Origin of the sequence: Alistipes sp. AF14-19 (assembly GCF_003461645.1) — a bacterium.
GTDB lineage: Bacteria > Bacteroidota > Bacteroidia > Bacteroidales > Rikenellaceae > Alistipes > Alistipes shahii.
In genome coordinates, this window is record NZ_QTXM01000032.1 from 1 (window position 1) to 17,830 (window position 17,830).

Annotated in this window: 10 protein-coding genes and 1 pseudogene; 1 reads left to right on the top strand and 10 read right to left on the bottom strand. The window is 55.0% G+C overall.

What is annotated here, in order from left to right; all coding sequences use genetic code 11:
- Positions 1-129 precede the first annotated feature (129 nt).
- A pseudogene (locus DWW03_RS15730) lies at positions 130-468 on the top strand (DsrE/DsrF/DrsH-like family protein); the annotation flags it as partial.
- A gap of 258 nt (positions 469-726) precedes the next feature.
- On the opposite strand, the gene DWW03_RS15735 reads toward DWW03_RS15730, so the two are convergent.
- The 10 genes from DWW03_RS15735 to DWW03_RS15780 form a co-directional block, all read right to left on the bottom strand.
- Positions 727-1,203 carry a hypothetical protein gene (locus tag DWW03_RS15735; protein WP_015547143.1) on the bottom strand — a complete coding sequence of 159 codons (477 nt, stop codon included), beginning with the start codon at positions 1,201-1,203 and terminating at the stop codon, positions 727-729.
- A gap of 47 nt (positions 1,204-1,250) precedes the next feature.
- On the bottom strand, positions 1,251-1,784 hold the full coding sequence (locus DWW03_RS15740; RefSeq protein WP_118407029.1) for a hypothetical protein: 534 nt from the start codon (positions 1,782-1,784) through the stop codon (positions 1,251-1,253).
- Between the two features lie 92 nt (positions 1,785-1,876).
- Positions 1,877-2,728, bottom strand: coding sequence for a PepSY-like domain-containing protein (locus DWW03_RS15745; protein WP_118407030.1), 852 nt, complete (start codon positions 2,726-2,728; stop codon positions 1,877-1,879).
- A 490-nt stretch (positions 2,729-3,218) separates the two neighbouring features.
- On the bottom strand, positions 3,219-3,683 hold the full coding sequence (locus DWW03_RS15750) for a lipocalin family protein (RefSeq protein WP_015547140.1): 465 nt from the start codon (positions 3,681-3,683) through the stop codon (positions 3,219-3,221).
- A 14-nt stretch (positions 3,684-3,697) separates the two neighbouring features.
- Positions 3,698-5,686 (bottom strand): S8 family peptidase, encoded by a 1,989-nt coding sequence (locus tag DWW03_RS15755; protein ID WP_118407031.1) that lies wholly within the window; start codon positions 5,684-5,686, stop codon positions 3,698-3,700.
- Positions 5,687-5,783: 97 nt separating this feature from the next.
- Positions 5,784-8,324: a hypothetical protein gene (locus DWW03_RS15760; RefSeq protein ID WP_118407032.1), complete on the bottom strand. Its 2,541-nt coding sequence runs from the start codon at positions 8,322-8,324 to the stop codon at positions 5,784-5,786.
- A 43-nt stretch (positions 8,325-8,367) separates the two neighbouring features.
- Complete coding sequence (locus tag DWW03_RS15765; protein WP_015547138.1) at positions 8,368-10,014, bottom strand: RagB/SusD family nutrient uptake outer membrane protein; 1,647 nt, start codon at positions 10,012-10,014, stop codon at positions 8,368-8,370.
- Positions 10,015-10,049: 35 nt separating this feature from the next.
- Entirely contained in the window at positions 10,050-13,232 is a 3,183-nt protein-coding gene (locus DWW03_RS15770) for a SusC/RagA family TonB-linked outer membrane protein (protein WP_118407033.1), read from the bottom strand.
- A gap of 186 nt (positions 13,233-13,418) precedes the next feature.
- Positions 13,419-15,350, bottom strand: coding sequence for a hypothetical protein (locus tag DWW03_RS15775; protein WP_118407034.1), 1,932 nt, complete (start codon positions 15,348-15,350; stop codon positions 13,419-13,421).
- 61 nt (positions 15,351-15,411) lie between these two features.
- Positions 15,412-17,649 carry a hypothetical protein gene (locus DWW03_RS15780; RefSeq protein WP_118407035.1) on the bottom strand — a complete coding sequence of 746 codons (2,238 nt, stop codon included), beginning with the start codon at positions 17,647-17,649 and terminating at the stop codon, positions 15,412-15,414.
- Positions 17,650-17,830: the final 181 nt, after the last annotated feature.

Consider the following 17,830-nt stretch of genomic DNA (forward strand, 5'->3'; position numbering starts at 1 on the left):
CTCAAATACTCCTGTAAAATCAGATGACGCAACTGACGCGGTAAATAATGACGCGATAAGTCTGAATTCGTTTTTTGCTGCATAAGATTTACTCTTTTTTGTAAACCTTTTTCAGGACGGGACAGACACATCAAGAAAATCGCCAAACCGAAGACGAAAAAGGACATCTTCGGACGCATGTTCGACATGATGCTGCCGTCGTCATCGCTCAAATTACACCTTTCGAAAATGAATATGTTCGGGATCGGCAACCGGATGATGCGCCGCATCATGAAGCGGAAAGGAATCGACTCGCTCGAAACGCTGCGCCGGCAGGCTATCGACAACGGCGTGGAATTCATCGCCTGCCAGATGTCGATGGAGGTGATGGGCGTCCAGCGCGAAGAATTGCTGGACAACGTGACCGTAGGCGGTGTTGCCACCTACATGGAGCGTGCCGGGAAAGCGAACGTGAACCTATTCATTTGAATCCATTATGACAACGCAGTTATCGAAAGGATACCGGCCGATGTTGTCGGGAACAGAAACCGGAGTCTCAGGCGGCTACCGGACACCTGTTGTAAAATTCCATGTATGACCGGACAAAAGTCGCATTCAATAAATTCATTTTCACAAATTCGCCACCGCCAGATTGTTCCGGCGGTGGCGAATTTGTTTTCAGAGATTCGTCGGATAGCCGTTCCTGCTTAAACGGCTATTAAGAATATATAACGATCATTCATAGTTTCAAAAATGGAATTTGACGGACAATCCGAAATTCCAGAATCCGGGATCAAAGAAGCCGTCATGTCCACCGCCGATCACGGCTCCGATCACAGGACGGTAATCCACCTCCAAAGAGATCGGGGCATTTTTGAAATGACAGCCGAAAGCGCAGGAGCCGGCCAGACCGAGTAAAAAACCCGAATCGTCAAAGTCATAAAGCCCCAAGGCTCCACCCACACCGGCATTCAGATACCAATCGCAAGTCCGGGGTGTCCAATTCCACCGGCAGCAGCGCCAATTATAGATTCCCGTAACGGACAGTCCTTCAAAATGAGGAGTCGCCAACGTGAATTGCAAAAAATTCCGAGACGAAAGATCGCGTTGATAAAGAAATTCCACGCCATCTCCCAACCGTAATCCCACGGCGTTTTTCTCTTGAGCCAAAACCGTCTCGAAAGCGAACAAACTGCAAACAAAAACCAATAAAATCTTTTTCATAAAACAATTATACGTATAACGATTTACATGGAATTATCACCGGCCACTCAATCGTCATCATCCTCGTCATCGTCGTAATCATCGTCATGATATCTCCCGTATTTCCGCTTCCCATATTTCGGGTGTTTCTTATACCCGTGCTTGTGCGGATGATACTTCCCATGTCGTTTGCAATAGGAGTCGTAATGCTCGTGCCAGTAATCGCTATGACAATGCACCCGATCATAGAACGGAGCACAATACGACGACTCGGGACCGATTCCCAGTTCGATCAGAATCCGCCCCCAGCCCTCACTCTTATAACGTCTGTAATAATCACAGATATCGCGCATGCTTCGTCCCGAGGTTCGGGCGATCTCCAGCGCAAGGCCCACATGCCCCCAATCTCTGCCGCAACGCCGGTAATAATTATTGAGCAATTCTGCCGAAATATCGTATTCCACGCAGAGGCGCCGACAGAAATCCGACAAATCGACCGAAGCATACCGATTGGCATTTCCGATAAAGACGGAAAGCCTGTTTTGTGCGGACAAAGAGCAAGCGAATACCGCAAAAAATAGCAGCAAACCGATTTTTTTCATAGGTAAATCGTTCTATTAAAACAGATGATATAATACGAACAGCTGCCAAGCGAATTTTTCATTTGCCTGTCGGCATGCCTATGCAAACGAATCTATTTCAGCAAAGTGCCGTCTTCCCGGATTTTGAGAATCACCTCCCTGCCATCTTCCGCTTCCAGCTCGATTCGATAATAATTCCCATCTGGTGTTTCTACCATTCCCGGCTCATCGTCGGCTTCATAACCGACATAATTATCGTTAATTGCCTGCTGGATCGCAGTTTTAACGGCTTCCGGAAGAGTATCCGGACTGATCTCCCAGGATGTGGAAAGCCAATTTCCGTTGTTGTCAAAAAGCACCTTCTTGGCAACTCCGTCGTGGATGATATCCACCTCAAACTGTCCGTGTTCCCGGTCCGTTTCTACGATTTCGGATGCCGCATATTTCTCCTGCAGAAAATTTTTCACCCCTTCGGGAAGTTCAACCGGCAGGTAATCCTCGGAATCATCCTCCGAATCTTCCACCGCCTTGATCAGAATTCCCTCCGCGTTGTAATAAAGATCCATTTCCCGCGAGCCCTGCTCCACCTCCAAAACATAGACCGGTTCCATGCTTTCACGTTCTATCATATCCACATCATCCGGCCTCCACGATCTATATTCGCTGTTCTGGAAGGCGTTTTTGACGGCTTCGGGCAAAGCCGCATAAGGCAGGTCCGTTTCGGTCATCAGCCAAACGGCATCGAAAGTAAACCAGGCCTCGGATTCATAATTCTGGTCCTGGAAATCCGCAATGTAATAATTACCCCGGGTTTTCCATTTCGGACTGGCTTCAGGATATTTTTGAGAAAACGCAGACTGCAATTTTTCGGGAACTTTCAAGTTGTCATCATCGTCATCACAACTTTGCATAGCCGCTCCGCATACTCCTAAAGCGAGCATCAGAAAATACATTTTCAGTTTCATAACAAAAATAATTTGAAGTTAGGTAAGACAAAGATATGAAACCCGAACCACATAAACAAATATCTGAAATTCACCTTCACATCGCTGAAAATCGGGCATCGGTCGAAAAATATTATCCGGATCGCATCATCCGATTCAAATCATACAACTTGTAATTATTCGCCTTTCAAAATTTTTCCACATTTGGATTTCTCGCCGGAAATCGCCATATTTATTATTTTGTCGTCAATACCAGTTCTCGTAGAAATATTCTAAAAAAAGATAGGATGGCTTTAGCCATCCTATCCCAGTGAGCAATCTCGTAATTTTGAACTTTCTATTTTAATGTTTTAACACATTATAGTAAGAGATTTTCACTCGAAATTATTTGTCGGTTGACAAATGCCTTCCACACATTGAAGCGTTACTGGTCTGACCGTTATTAGCGTTTCAACCGCATCTTCTTGTCCTTACCTTACACTTAATGGCGGAGCGGCGCGAATATTACAGATTATAGCATTCGCCTCATTTCCAGAGAAGATTCGGCACGGGACGTTCGGGCATTGCGCACGTCATCCGGAATGATCGTCCGGGAATATACGCTGGTTTCGGCCGGCTCGGTTCGGGTGGTCATCGTCAGGGTGTTCCCGCCATTCGTCAACTCGAAATCGTAGCCGTTGCCCCAGCTCTCGCCGTCGTCGTACACTCCGGTCAGCCGGGATCCGTCGATCGAATAACGCCCGGTGTATTTGGTGTAGTTCGACGTTTCGACCTTCTGATAAAGTCCGAACGTCGCTGCCGAAGTGAATTCGACGTATACCTCGAATCCTTCGGGAGCACTCTCCGACCAGGAAGTGAGGCGCCATTCGCCTACGATTTCCGACTGAATGTTGGGGGCATCGTCGTCATCCGAACAGCTTGCGGCGAAAATGCCGAGCAGGGAGAAAACGAGCAGATGATAAAGATGTTTTTTCATTGCAAGCACTGTTTTTATAACCAACCTCCGTTTGCTGCGCCGGCCGAACGGGCGATGACGGCGAATTCCTTGGTGATGACCATGCCGCCCATCACGACACCCGTTCCGGGTTTCGTACCGCCGGCTATCGCCGAAACCTTGATTTTGGCCGATCCGGGTTTCGTGCATTTGATCATCAGTTTTCCATTATACATTTTGGGAGCCGCCTTGATGCCAAGCTTTTCCATGTCCTTGGCCGACATCTGGATATCGGTGTAGGTAAGGTCTTCGGCACCCTGCCCGAAATGCTGCGTCAGCGGAATGAGCTGCACCTCGCCCAATGCGACCTGCAGACAGGGCGTCCCTTCGATCTGCATGAGCAACTGATAAGCGTCCGTAATGCCGGTGCCCATTTTGCCGCGGTAAATCGACACGTCGGCGATCGTGGCCTTCGAGCCTTCGCCCAGCCGGGAGTCGATTTCATTGACCGAGGTGAGCAGCATGGTCTTGAATTCGTCGAGCGAGTATCTCTTCCCTTTCTCCAGGGCATAGGAGAGGCCGAGTGCGGCTACGCCCGAGACGTGCGGGCAGGCCATCGAGGTTCCCTGCATGTAGCCGTAATCCGCTCCGTTGCTCGTTTCGGAGCAGAGTGTCGAGAGTACGCCGGCCTTCTCGCCGCCGCTCAGACCGCTCGTTTCGCCGCCGGGAGCCGCGATATTACAGCCGGAACCGTAGTTGGTATAATTGGCCGGCAGGTAGTCGGGCGAGAACGAGGTGACGGAGATATAATCACGATAGCCTGCCGGATAGCCGGACATGGCTGTCGATTCGTTGCCGGCGGAAAAAATGATCAGTCCGCCGTCGAGGGCCTCGCAGTTCTTCTGGGCGGCGAAGTACTGAAGCGCCTCGTAATCCATCGGCGATTGTTTGATGAACATGTTGTCCGACGTGTATATTCCCGCCTTGATGCCCCACGAGCACTGGAGGATGGAGGCACCGTGATCCGCGGCGTATTTTACGGCACGGCTCGACACGAGGGCGTCACCCGTCAGGTCTCCCGAGAAGATCTGACACGACATGAGACGCACACCGTCTCCCTTGCCCGTACCTCCGGCCACGCCGCAGACGCCGATGCCGTTGTTATTGACGGCGGCTACCGTGCCCGCAACGTGCGTTCCGTGTCCCGAATCGCCCTTCTGCCCCCATGAAATGGGACCGTCGGTGACGAAGTTCCATCCGTGTATATCCTGCTTCCCGTACTCGGGCGAAGGGTTCGGATTGATCCACATGTTGGCCGCCAGATCCGGATGAGTGTATTTCACCCCTTCGTCCACGATGGCGACGATGACTTCGGGATTACCTGCCGTGAGCTTCCATGCGTCGGCCACATTGATGTCGGCTCCGGCCACCGATGTAGTGGCAACGGCCTGGTCGGCATTGTTGATGTAATGCCACTGCCAGAAAAGATTCGGGTCGTTGAAATCCGCTGTAACCAAAGCGCGGGTCTGGCCGTTCGCCGTTGCTTGAAACGGATAGGTTTTGCAGTCGGAAGCCCGGTAGAGACGGGTGCGGAACTGTACTTTCGAGATTTCGGCGACACCTGCGAGTCTCTCGGCCGCCTTGTCGAGATCCTCTTCCGATGCGAACCCGAGCACATACCATCTGTGAAGCCCTGCCGCACGGGTGCGGGCCTCGTGTTCGCCGGCTTCGGGGAAGACGCGCTCCAGCGAGGTGACGTGCAGGTCGTTCAGGATGTCATCGACGGATTCGATGCCCGAACGGGTCAGCGCCGAACGGGTCTTGGCCGCATTCAACGCATTCTGTTCGAGACTGGGAATGGCTTCTTCGCCAAATTTTACGATGAGCGAACCGGCCACGGCGTCGTCCGACGTATTGCAGATTTTGCCCGAAGTCTCGATTTCGGGAGCGGAATCCCCGCGGTTCGGTATTTCCTGCATGGGATCCGTCGAGCAGGCGGCCAGCAGCAGGGAGGCGAAAATCAGGAGTTTCGTTTTGTTATGCATATATCATGCTGATTTTTGAGTCCGGCAGGTTGTTTTTGGCTTGGAAAAAAGGGAGAGGCCGACACTTGCCGGACGACCGGCCTCTCCCGATCCGATATTACTTGAGCGTGATTTCGGCAGCGGCCGTTTTCCGGAAGCGGAGTTCCGATCCCGAACCGTTCGCACGCTGCACAGCGTCGCTGAATCCGACCGTAGCCCTTACGACTTTCGCTTCAGGAGCCGATGCGGGCAGGAATCCTTTCGCATAGTCGGTCGGTACGGTTTTGACGGAACCGCGTTCTGCGGAAACGGAGAATTCGAGCCGTTCGACGTAATTCCGCGGCTGCCGGAGTCCTGCGGCCATTCGGCGCAATTCTGCAATCCGCTCTGCGGCCAGTTCGGGAATGCCGCCCATATCCTTGGCGGGATCGACGAGCAACATATCCGTAAGGATCGAATAGGGGGTCGTCGTACTCAACGTATACAGATAACGGAACGTGGCCCCCTGCTCGACATAGTTCGGGGTGGGCACGAAATAGATGTAACCGTCGGCCACGGCGCCTCCGATGAACGGATAATTGACCGCATAGAGGGCTTCGGGGTTCTCCTCCGAGACGCAGCCGGCGAGGATGTCCTCTCCGTTGATGACACCGATCGGCGTTTGCGAAAGAAGCGGGGAGATAGCGCCGGTTATGCCTGCGAGCGGAGCAGTGGAGGGAACGTAGACCGCCGGAATCCGACCGCCTTCGTCGAACTCGACCCCGGGGAGTCCCGTGATGGTCAGCAGATCGGCCGAACTGTCGTCCGCCGGATCGTCTTCGATGGTCACCGTGCCGATCTTCCGGCGCATCGGCTTCTCATCCATGACGTTGACAGCATAATAGTTCCATTCGGTCGAAATCAGGTACTCCTTCGAGGGCTGCTCTTTCTGCGGCAGGAAGTCCGAGTAGAGGAACTCGCTCTCCAATCCCGGGTTGTATACACCGGTGGTCTTGATGGATGCCGTGAAGAGTTTGCTGGCATATCCGTTGTAAGCCAGTCCGGCGAACGTGTACTCCGTGTCGCCGTTCAGCCCCGTGAGCATGACGCTGTAATGTCCGCCGTTGATGGCGTCGAGCTGCTCTTTGGTGAAATCCTTGCCCTCCTCTTTGAGGAAAGCCGTCATGTCCAATCCTTGGATGTCTTTTGTCTTGAAGACTCCGTGTTTAACAGATTCAATCCCCTCGCCATAGGCCCAGAATTTCGCCGCATTGTCCGTCGTAATGCCTTGTCCCGCGAATTCGTTCGTGGCTTCGAGCCCGATGTTGAGAATGACGGAAACCTTGTCCTCGTCGCCCTTGGCGATATATCCGAACGAAATGGAGGCGTAGCCCTGCATTTTCAGATTCTGCGACGCCGTTTCGCCGCCCTCCGGATTCGCCTCTTCGTCCGAACCGTAGATGCAGCCTACAAGCGTGTACTTGCCGGTACCGCCTTCCAGATCCTGAACGGAAATCGTCCCCGAAGCAGTGATCGTCTTGATGAGTTCCGCGGCGATCTTGCCATCGGCAATCTCCTGTGCCTTGAGGCTCGCCTCGCCGTCGCTCAAATTGCCCGTGAAGATCGCATAGCGGAACTCTCGGGTGTCCTCGGAGAGGGTGGCGCCGATTTCGACGACACCATCTGCGGGTTCGCTTTTGGTGAGGGCCACCGAGTAGTCGTAGACCCTGGCTCCGGGAAGCATGATCCGCTGCAGGCCGTTTGCGTTGGCATAGAAGAATTTTCCGGCATATTCACCTTCGCTCGGTTCGAGCACGATACCCTGCGCCGGGAAGGTAATCACGCCGTTCTTGAGCGTGCCATATTGTCCGGCCGATTCGTCCATGGCGAAATTTTCCGGTGTTTGCGATGCGATGTACCACTCGCCCATATCGGCAAAGAGGGTCAGACCGGTCGATTGGTAGGGATAATAGACCTTGTTCGGATCCGAGGCATCGACATAGGTCCAGACGTTGCGGTTCTCGTGGTTTACCTGTCCTCCGGCGAAGATGTTCATCAGCTCCGGAGTGTAGGCTTTCATGCGGTAATAGCCCTTCTTGTCCGAACGCTCGTAGATTTCGAGTTCGATTTCGGGGTTCGGATTAGCATTGGGGTTGTCTATCGACGCGAAGTTGCCCAGAATGTCGTCGCGGTAGCGGCCTTTGGTCTCACCGGTCTTTTCGTCGGTGACCAATTCCCATTTGGCCAGCACGAGCGATATCGAAAGGTTCACCTTATCGGCACCGTAGATCGAAGCGTAGCGCGGATCTTCGATGTTGATATCGCAGGTGTAGGTCGTGCCCATTTGGGCCTTGGGGAAACTGATCGTAAAGGTCGTCTCGTCCTCTCCGGCATCGAATGCGATCGGCTCGACGACGAAAATATCCTCGACGTTGGACTTCACGACGACCGGAACGACGATCGGATCCACGGTGTTGCGCCGTTTGACCGTATAGGTCGCTTCGGTCTGGGTTCCCGGTTCGAACTCCAGATCGGTCCGGGTAGCCTGCTTCTTCGGGAAGTAGACACCGTAGCAATCGGGATTCTCCGCGGTTCCCTGCGTATAGTTCACGTCGTCCTCGCAGCCGGCAAGGACAAGAAGTGCCAGCAGGAACGGTAATATATGCTTGAATGTCTTCACGGTAATTTGCTTTTAGATTTGACAGCTTGATCGCAGATGGTCATCACCCGTTCCACGGCTTGACCGTTTGCGAAGGATCGGGATTGTTCTGCGTGGCGATGACGGGGTTGTTCTGCGTCTCACCGCGCGAGATCACGAAGTTCCAGTAGGGTGCACGGCCTTCCGTATTCAGCCGGTACGAGGCAGGAGAGTTGGTTCCCACATAGCCCCGTCGGGTGGACATGTCGAGCCGCTTCATGTCGAACATGACGATGCCTTCGCCCCAGAACTCGATGCGCTTCTGAAGCATCAGCTCGTTGGTGAAATTTTCAACCGACGACGACATGTTCGTACAGTCGTAACCTCCGCCCACAATGCGGTAATTGTTCATGAACTCATTGAGCAGCCGAATTCCTTCGCCAAGATTTTCATGCGCCTTGGCCTCGGCCTCGATGAAGTACATCTCCTCGACGCGCATGTAGGGATGGTCTGCGGCTCCGCCGACCTTGAAATCCTCATAAGCGCCCTGCGCCGGACGGAACTTGATGTTCGCGTAATCGGGCAGTTCATTGAAGTATTCCTTGCCCTCTTTACGGCAGCTTTTGTAGTCGTAGGACTCCTTCTCCGGGTCTTTGCGGTCGGGATCGAGCCACGAATGGCGGCGGAAGTCGCGCAGGTCGATACTGTTGTAGAGGTTGCTGTTGATGCAGCGGCAGGCGTCGTTTCCGTAGGCGCTCCACGCATTCTCCGTACTCATGTGCGCCGTGAAGCAGAACAGGTTGGCAACGCTCTCGCTCGGAAGCGCAAGGCCCCAGATCCAGGCATTGTTCGACATGGCGCTGTTGAAGCCGTTCGAGGGGTCTTCCCACTGCTCCTGCGTCAGGGGTGTACAGCCGCTGGCGTTAATGGCCAAGCGGGCGTACTCGGCAGCGGAAACATAGGCTTCGGCGTCGTTCTTGGCCGTACCGCGCTCAAGCCAGGCCCGGGCTTTCAGTCCGTAGACCAGCGCCGGACTGATCGTATACTTGTCGGGAGCCGTAAAGCCGCTCAACAGTTCTTCGGCCTTGTCCAGGTCGGGGAAGATCACTTGATCGTAGATGTCGTCGACCTTGGCACGGGGGTTGTTCTTGGCCTCGGCCTCGGTAGTCTCGGGCAGTACGATGGGCACGCCCAGCCCGAGAACCCCGGGCGCTTCGGTGTAATTGTTCTCCTTGAACTCGTACAGACGCACCAGATCGAGGTAGAACATGGCCCGATAGGCGTAGGCGAAGCCCAGATAGGACTTCTGCGTGGCGTCGAGCGTCGCGAAATCCGAGGCGTCGATCTGTTTGATGACGTTGTTGGCCGCCATGATCCACGCATAGTAGTTGTCCCACGTGAGTGCACCCACGGCATAGTCGGCGCCGAGCGCTTCGTTGGTTCCCCACTGTGCGAACCAGTCGTAACCGATATTGCCGCCGATGGCGACGTCGCCCGTCATGGATTCCGTGGCGATATGGATGGCCGGCAGGGCAAAATCCCAAGCTTGGCCATCCTTTGCATAGCCTGCGGAACCGGCCTGTACGAGCGAGGCCGGAATGCCTTCGATCAGCGTTTCGAGGGTGACCTGATCCTCGGTGGCTATTTCATAGGGGTCGGCTTCTTTGATGCAGCTGCTTGCCAGCAAAGCTGCCGCCAGCGTCGCGAGCGTTATGTTTGTCGCTTTTTTCATATGCATGTCGTTTGTCGTAAAGTGTTTGAGGCCGATTAGAATTGGATGTTGATGCCGCCCGAAATCGTTCTTACAGGCGAATAGGTGGCCTGGCTCGTCGCTCCCGAATAAGAGTAGCGGGGATCGAATCCCTGACGTTTGGACCAGTACCAGACATTCTCGCAGGCAAGGTAGACGCGCACCTTCTCGATTCCGACCTTCTTGGTGAAATTCGACGGCAGCGTGTAGCCGAAGTTGATGTTCTGCAGGTTCAGGTAGCTGGCGTCCATAAGGAAGCGATCAGACATACCGTTTTGATCCTTATCTTCATACTGCAAACGCGGGATGTTCGACGACGTATTGTCCGCCGACCATGCGTCGAGCATGTCTTTGTGCCAGTTCATACCCGTCGTCTTGTTGGCCGGCGAGTACATGGCCGCCGCATAGCCCGAGTCGTAGGCCAGACCGCCGATCTGGTAGGTGAAGGCCACGCTCAAGTCGAAGCCCCGGAAATTGACGCTCGTGCCGAAACCGCCGTAGAGATCGGGAATCGGGTCGCCGCAGAGATAGTCCGATGCCTTGGCATATTCAGTCGTCGTGACGCGCTTGCCCGTCGGGTTACCCTTGTCGTCGGTTTCGTCCATGTACCACATCGAAAGGCCCTCGTCCGAAACCCCGGCATATTTTCTCATGTAGAAAGTGTACATCGGCAGTCCTTCTCCGAAGAAAGTGGAGCCGCTCACGTAACCGGAGTAGCCATCGACCTGCTTGGTCCGCCGTTCAGAAGGCAGCATGGTGATCTTGTTGCGCAGGTGCGTCATGTTGAGATTGATGTCCCACTGGATATGCTCCCGCCGGATCGGCGTAAAGTTCAGCTCGATTTCGACGCCGCTGTTGCGCATGTCGCCCACGTTGGCGTAGTAGGACGAATAGCCCAGCGACGGAGCTACCGGGAACGACAGCAGCATGTCGGTCGTCTTGCGGAGGAAATATTCGACGCCTCCGGAAACCGTACCGCGCAGGAAGCTGAACTCCACACCGGCGTTGAAGTTGGAGTTGGTCTCCCAGGTGATGTTCTCGGATCCTTTGGCGTTGAAGACGGTCGAGACCTTTCCGTTGGCGTTTTCGATCGTGTAGGTGTTCGTGTAGCGGAAGTTACCGATGTTGTCGTTACCCTGCGAGCCGATCGAGGCCTTCAGCTTGAGATTGTCGAGCCATTCATAGGTGCTCTCCATGAAATTTTCCTTCGAAATGATCCATGCGCCGCCCAGCGACCAGAAGTTACCCCAGCGATGGTCGGGGTGGAAACGCGAAGAAGCGTCGCGGCGATAGGAGGCCGAGGCGAAATATTTGCCTGCGTAATCGTACATGACGCGGGCGAAATAGCCCTCGTTGTTGTACTCCCTCCGGTAGGAGCCGGCTCCCTGTTTGTCGATGATCGCCCCGGCAAGCTCGTCGTTGTCCTGCGTCAGCATGTTGCTTTTGGAAGCCGACAACAAGTAAATGCGGTTCTGGTAGGACTCGTGACCCAGCATCACGTTGAGGTTGTGGTGCCCGATCTGCTTGGTGTAGTTGAGAATCTGCTGCAGGTTGAGGTCGAAATTCCGCTGATGGCCTTTCGAGACCATGCCTTTTTCGCTGGCGAACTGTCCGAACCAGGGATTCGTAACCGAGGTGGAGCGGGTTTCGTCGAGCGAAACGCCGGCGTTGAACGTGAACTTGAAATCCTTGAGGAAGGTGACGTCGATATATCCCGTACCGTTGAAAGCATTGCCTTCGGCTTCCTGTTTGTTGAGACGCGAATCCGAGAGGGCGTTGCTGTTGGGGAAGAGCGAACGCTCCATACCGGCATTGTCGCCGTTGCCGTAGTCGTAGAGCTTGATGCCGTCCTCGTTGTACATGACATTACCCTCGCCGTCGCGGATGTAGAGCGGATAGATCGGACCGACGGCCGTCGTATAAGCGAAAACGTTGCCCGACGAGTTACCGGCGCCGCTGTCGTCGATCTGGTTGTAGCGGAAATGCGTGTAGTTGGCATTGGCGCCGAACTTGAGCCACTTCTTGGCCTGATAGTCCACGCGCAGACGGGCCGTATAACGGTCCATGTCCGAGTTGTAGGCGATACCTTCGTTGTTCAGATAGCCGAACGATCCGTAGATCGAGGCGTTTCCGGTCTGCCCGGAGATCGAAGCGTTGTACTCCTGACGCAGGGACGAGCGGAAGGCGGCATCGGTCCAGTCGTCGGGACGGACGTAGTACTCCTTGCCCTCATAGACGAGACGGCGGCCGAGAGTCGCAGCGGGATTGACCTTGCCGTTGATGCCGATGAACTCCTGCCCGGAAGGAACCGTATAGACCATATAGCCCAGACCTCCGTCATTCGCATTGGCCGTCAAATTCGTATTGGCACGCAGATGGGCCTCGCCGACACTCATTCCCGAATTGACATAGTAGTTTTTCAGCGCACTGTAATGCAGTTCGTAGAATTGTGCCGGGTTGGTGATGTACGCATAATCCTGGACGGCGCGCGAATTGACGCCCCACTTGGCGTCGATTGTCACGTGAGCCTCCTGCGACTTGGCCTTTTTGGTGGTGATCATCACCACGCCGTTGGCGCCGCGGGCGCCGTACAGCGAGTTCGAGGCGGCGTCCTTCAGCACGGTCATCGACTCGATGTCGCTCGGATTGAGGTTGTTCAGGTCACCCGAGTAGGGCATGCCGTCCACGATCCAGAGCGGATCGTTGCCGGCGTTGAGCGAGCTGAAGCCGCGGATGCGGATTTTCGGACTCTCTCCCGGCTGTCCCGAGGTGTTGGTCAGCTGCACGCCCGCGACCTTTCCGGCCAGAGCCTGCGCTACGTTCGACTGCTGCGACTTGGCGATGTCGTCCGATTTGATGACGGTCGCCGAACCGGTGAAAGCCTCCTTTTTTGCCGTACCGAACGCTACGACGATCACGTCGTCGATAGCCTGTGTGTCCTCTTTCAGCACGACGTCGATCCGGGTTTGCGTCCCCACCTTGATCGTGTGGGACTGATAACCCATGAACGACACGACCAGCACATTGTCCGGTGCGGCTTTGATCGAAAAACTGCCGTCCGCACCGGAGGTCGTACCCTTTGTAGTGCCTTCGACCAGAATGGTGGCGCCGACGATGCCGGCCCCCGCATGATCTTTGACCGAACCCGTAATTTCCCGTTCCTGCGCATGGGCGGACAAGAACAGGCCGAGAACAGCCATCAATGATAGAAAGATTTTTTTGGTCATAAATGCGCCATTTTAACGCTGGTAAAAAAATTGATTATAGAAAATTTGCCGTCTTCGTGTTCCGGCCCGGAGCCGAAACATATCCCCTCCCCTTCCGGAAGCCCGGAGGGGGGGGGCTGTCATCCGCCTGTCCGGTCACCGAACCGGCCGGATCGCAGCCTATTTGTAGAAATCGTCTGCAAGGTCGTTCGGCTTCGAGCCCGAATACTTGGCAGCCTTGCCCCGGAATTCGATGATCAAGGTGTTTCCGGTTCCGGTCGGATCAGGGTTCCATGTACTGAATACTCCCCAATCGACCATCGAGAATTTGAAGATCCTCTCCTTATTCTCCTGCTTGACGGTTACTGCCGCCTTCTCGGGACACCGCATGCAGTACTTATCCTTGTCGGAATATCCGTACCCGTTATATGAGGACAGATACATATACTGGAACCTGAGGTTCCATTTGCAATTCGTGCCTTCCGCAGGCAGGTCGATCTCTCCTTCATGGTCGAGGTAGCTGTCCGGCAGGAAAAACATCGGAGTAGTATTATCCGCATCGATACTCTCGGTGAAAGCATTCCGGAAATAGAAGCAATATCCCGATAGCAGATCGCCGGTATAACTATCCCGATAAGCCGGGTCGTGCCGCACCTCCATCGCCGTAACGGGCCAATACAGCATGTCCTTGTTATCCTTGTCCAGGAATTTGATATAGGGCTCGAACGGTTTGACGGGCTTCAATGTTTCTTCATCCATTGCGTCGGCCGTCGCAGCCGTCGGCACACCGTAGTATTCGGCTTCGACCCCGATGCCGTTTTTCAGCGTCAGATTTACCCGCAGATAAATCTCCTTGCCGCCAGCGGGATTGGGATGGGTCTCGATCGTACCGGTCAGTCCCGCATCCTCGCCGTAGTAGGTCTGATAGGTCTTGTGGTCGTAGAGCCGGAACCAGTAATCGGAGGTCTGCGCCGCAACGTCGATCACGCCGTCGAACTTGGCCGCCAGCACCCGCACATACGCAGCCCAATGACCTTTGGCGAGATCGGCCGGGGCTGCGGCCGTTTCGGCATCGCCCAAAGCGAATACGTAGCTGCCGACCTGCGGCTCCTGCGAGAAGAGCGCGGCGATCGGGGCCTCGGCTGCGGCCGCAGCCTCGCCTCCGGCTGCCGGCTCCGTCACCTTGATCGTATTGGTGGCCGCATAGCCTCCGGCGAACGTGCCTTCGTAGGCGGCACGCAGGCGCTTCCCGTCTTTCGAAGCGTCAAGCGCGACGATGAGCCCCTCGATCGTGCCGAATTTATCCGTCAGGTACTTCGCCGTCAGCGTTCCGGTCGTCCCGGCGCCCGTTGCGAATTCACCGCAGCGAATCTGCACCTTCGCGGGATCAGCTGTCGCAAGGTCGATTTCCGCCGTTCCGAACAGCTCCTCGGCAAGCAGAATCTCCACGCCCGCAGCCCCCTCCTCGGGAGCGGCCAGGCCCTCTTGCTCGTAGAGGCAGAAGCGGCGGTTGCCTTCGCGGACATTGCGCCACTCGACGACGCTTCCGACGGCGGCGATCCGATTGTCGATCTCGTATTGGTTCGTCAGTTCGACGTCACGCTCTTCCGTACAGGTATTCTGGTAACGGGCGATCAGCGTCTTGCCGCTCTTCAATTCGACATAGGTATAGAGATTGAGCCGGGTCTTCGTCACCAGATCTGCGGAGAGCTCTACGCTCGCGACGTCGTTCATCGTCGTCTTTTTCACCGAAATATCCTTGTATTCGATTTCGAACGGATCGGAGGCCGTGTTCACGGTGCCCTTGGGGCTCTCCACCATCACGCGCAGATAATCGTCGGCCTGTTTCATCTGCTCGGCATTGATCAGCCCCTCGGTCGGCGAGAGGTAAAAGGTGTGGCTGCCGTCTTCTTCAGCGACATAGATCGCCGACTTGATGCCGACGAGATCGCCTCCGTCGTACTGGATTTGATCGGTCAGAGTTACGGGAGGCTTCTTCCCGGGGTCGGGGTCGTCGTTGGGATCGTCGTCATCGCATGCACCCAGCATGGCTGCCGATGCGAGCAACGCGCACGCCAATGCGCGCAGTCTGTAATGGGTCGAGTTTTTCATAACGATTGTTTTTAATAGCGCGGGGTTCGGGGAAACCCCGCGCTATCCGGTTTTTCTGTTGTCATTCGGTCATTCCGGCCTTGCGGAACATGATGCCCGGCAGTTCTTCGGCCAGACGGCTCATCGGAACCGACGGAGCCGGCAGGCGGCGAAGCAGTCTGGGCGGTTCGAGATGATCCTTCTCTGCCGCAGCACGCCCCGTTTGGCTTACGACAGGGCCTTCCCACGTTCCGCGCACATGATGCTTGCGCACGCAGATGCCGTCGACCTCGAACCGGTACCAGTTCTCCTTGCCTTCGCCCTCGACCTTGGTGATCGTAACCTGACCGTCGTAGAGCAGGGCGTGTCCGTCCATGTATTCGAAGATCTTGTTGTCATCTCCCCACATCGAATAAGTCTGGTGCATCCACCGGCTGCCATGCAGACCGCCGTCCAGCATAATGCCGCGCATCATGACGCCGGGTTTGATGTATGCCGGCCAGCGCTGTTCGGTCACCTCGTAGGTTCCCGGAGTGATTTCGTTCTCCTTGCCCGGCTCGGTGGTAAGTTCCACACGGACGATGTCACCGCCCGGCTCGCGATCCACGAAGTCTTCGAGATGGTCTCCTACCCATTCGATACCGATATTGATGAATTGCAGACCGCATCCGTAGGAACTGATCGGTTTGTAGCCGATGCCTTGGATATAGACCTGATCCGAAGTATAGTAATGCGCCTTTTTGATCTTCGACAGATCCATGTCGTAGTCACGCTCGAGCGTCGAGGTGCCGTCGTCATCGGACTTGTCGTCGGATGCGTCGGTGATCGGAATGACTCCGGTGTACGAGCCCTTGAGGGTAAAGCCGTCCTTCGAGGTGAGGTTGAACTCGATCTTGTATACCGGTTCTATTTTGCCGTCTTCGCCTTGGGCCGTACCGGCGGCCTCGATCTTGATGATGCCCTCCTTTCCGTAGGAAAATTGTCCGAAAGAGGTTCCGTCGTCCAACTGGACATAAGTGCCGAGCGGGAATACCAGTCCCTCCATCGGAATTTCCACGGCGGGCATCCACGACCCCCATTGGAACGAGGTGTTGGCCAGATATTTGTGGGGCTTGATCACGGCTTCCTTCGGATTGCCGAACAGGTCGTTGAATACGACGAGCGCAGCGGCGAGACCGCCCTGCCCCTCCTCCGTGTCGTAGGTTTCGTCGTAAATGTTGATCTGCATCATGCCGGTACCTGCTTCGAGCATGTTGCCGTAATAGGTCGCGGCGGCGCTGAATCCGACCACTTCCACGTCGCGTCCGATCTGCGGCAGGTAGAAGCCGCCGTCCTCCGGCTGATCGACGATCTGGAGCTGTCCCTCGTAGACGATGCTCTTTTCGGAACCGTCCGTATCGACGAAACGGAGCGAAATGCTCCAGATGTCGCCTTCGCGGGTGACTTTCAACGGCTCTCCCGAAACCAGCGACAACTGGGTTTTATTGCCTTCGGCGTCGATATACTGAACACCGGTATATTGGGACGTGAACGTGTGATCCTCGTTGAGCTGGCTGGCCATATATTCACCCTCGGGAAGCGTGTAGGCATCTTCGCCCGGAACCGCATAGAGGTCGGCCACGAAAAGGTAACCCGCCTCTTTGAGCGTCACCCGCCCTTTGGATACGGTATGCTCGGCATCCGTGAAGGCCATATAATAGTTGTGCGACTCCACGCCCTTGACCGGGCCGAGGTACCACGACAGCGGAACTTTATCCAGCAACACCTTGTCTGCATCATCTCCCTCCTCCGAAGCGTCGGAATTCTTGCACAGTCCGTAATAGGCGACCGTCAGCGTTTTTCCGCCGGTTTCGATTGCGGCCGAAATGCGGGCGACGCGGGCCGAGAGGAACTCGACCGAGAGATCCGCTTTCGAGGCTTCTCCGACGTTCGAGGAGTTCACGTCGATCTCCCCATAAACGATTCCGTTGCCGGCAGCCGTAAGATCGACAGCTCCGGAAGGTTGTTTGACGGTAATTTTGACGGCATCGTCGGCGATCAGCATGCCATCCACATCCACAAGCCCTGCCGTCGGCGAAAGATAGATCGTATAGACAGAGGCTGCTTCCGAAGCATCTGCCTTTTCGCCGTTTCCGGGTGTCTCGACCGAGTAGACGGCGGATTTGATTTCCCGTACGACACCGTTGCAGATCAGGGCATTCCCGCTTTCTGGCATGTCGGGGTTGCCGGATGAAGTGGAATCGTCGTCCGAACATGAATTCAGTACGGACGCTCCTGCCATGCAAAGCATGGCCAGAAAGGATAGGTACAACTTTTTCATAGGATGAGATTTAATGAACCGGCTTCCCGGTTTGGCTTTCGGATGTGATAAGCATAATGAAATGCCATACTTAAAACAGTCGATACAATCTACAAAATGAAACCCTGAACGGATTCCAGAAAAATTACTTAACCCGTTGGTTGAATTAAAATAAAGCATCTTTAACAAGACCAATTTTACG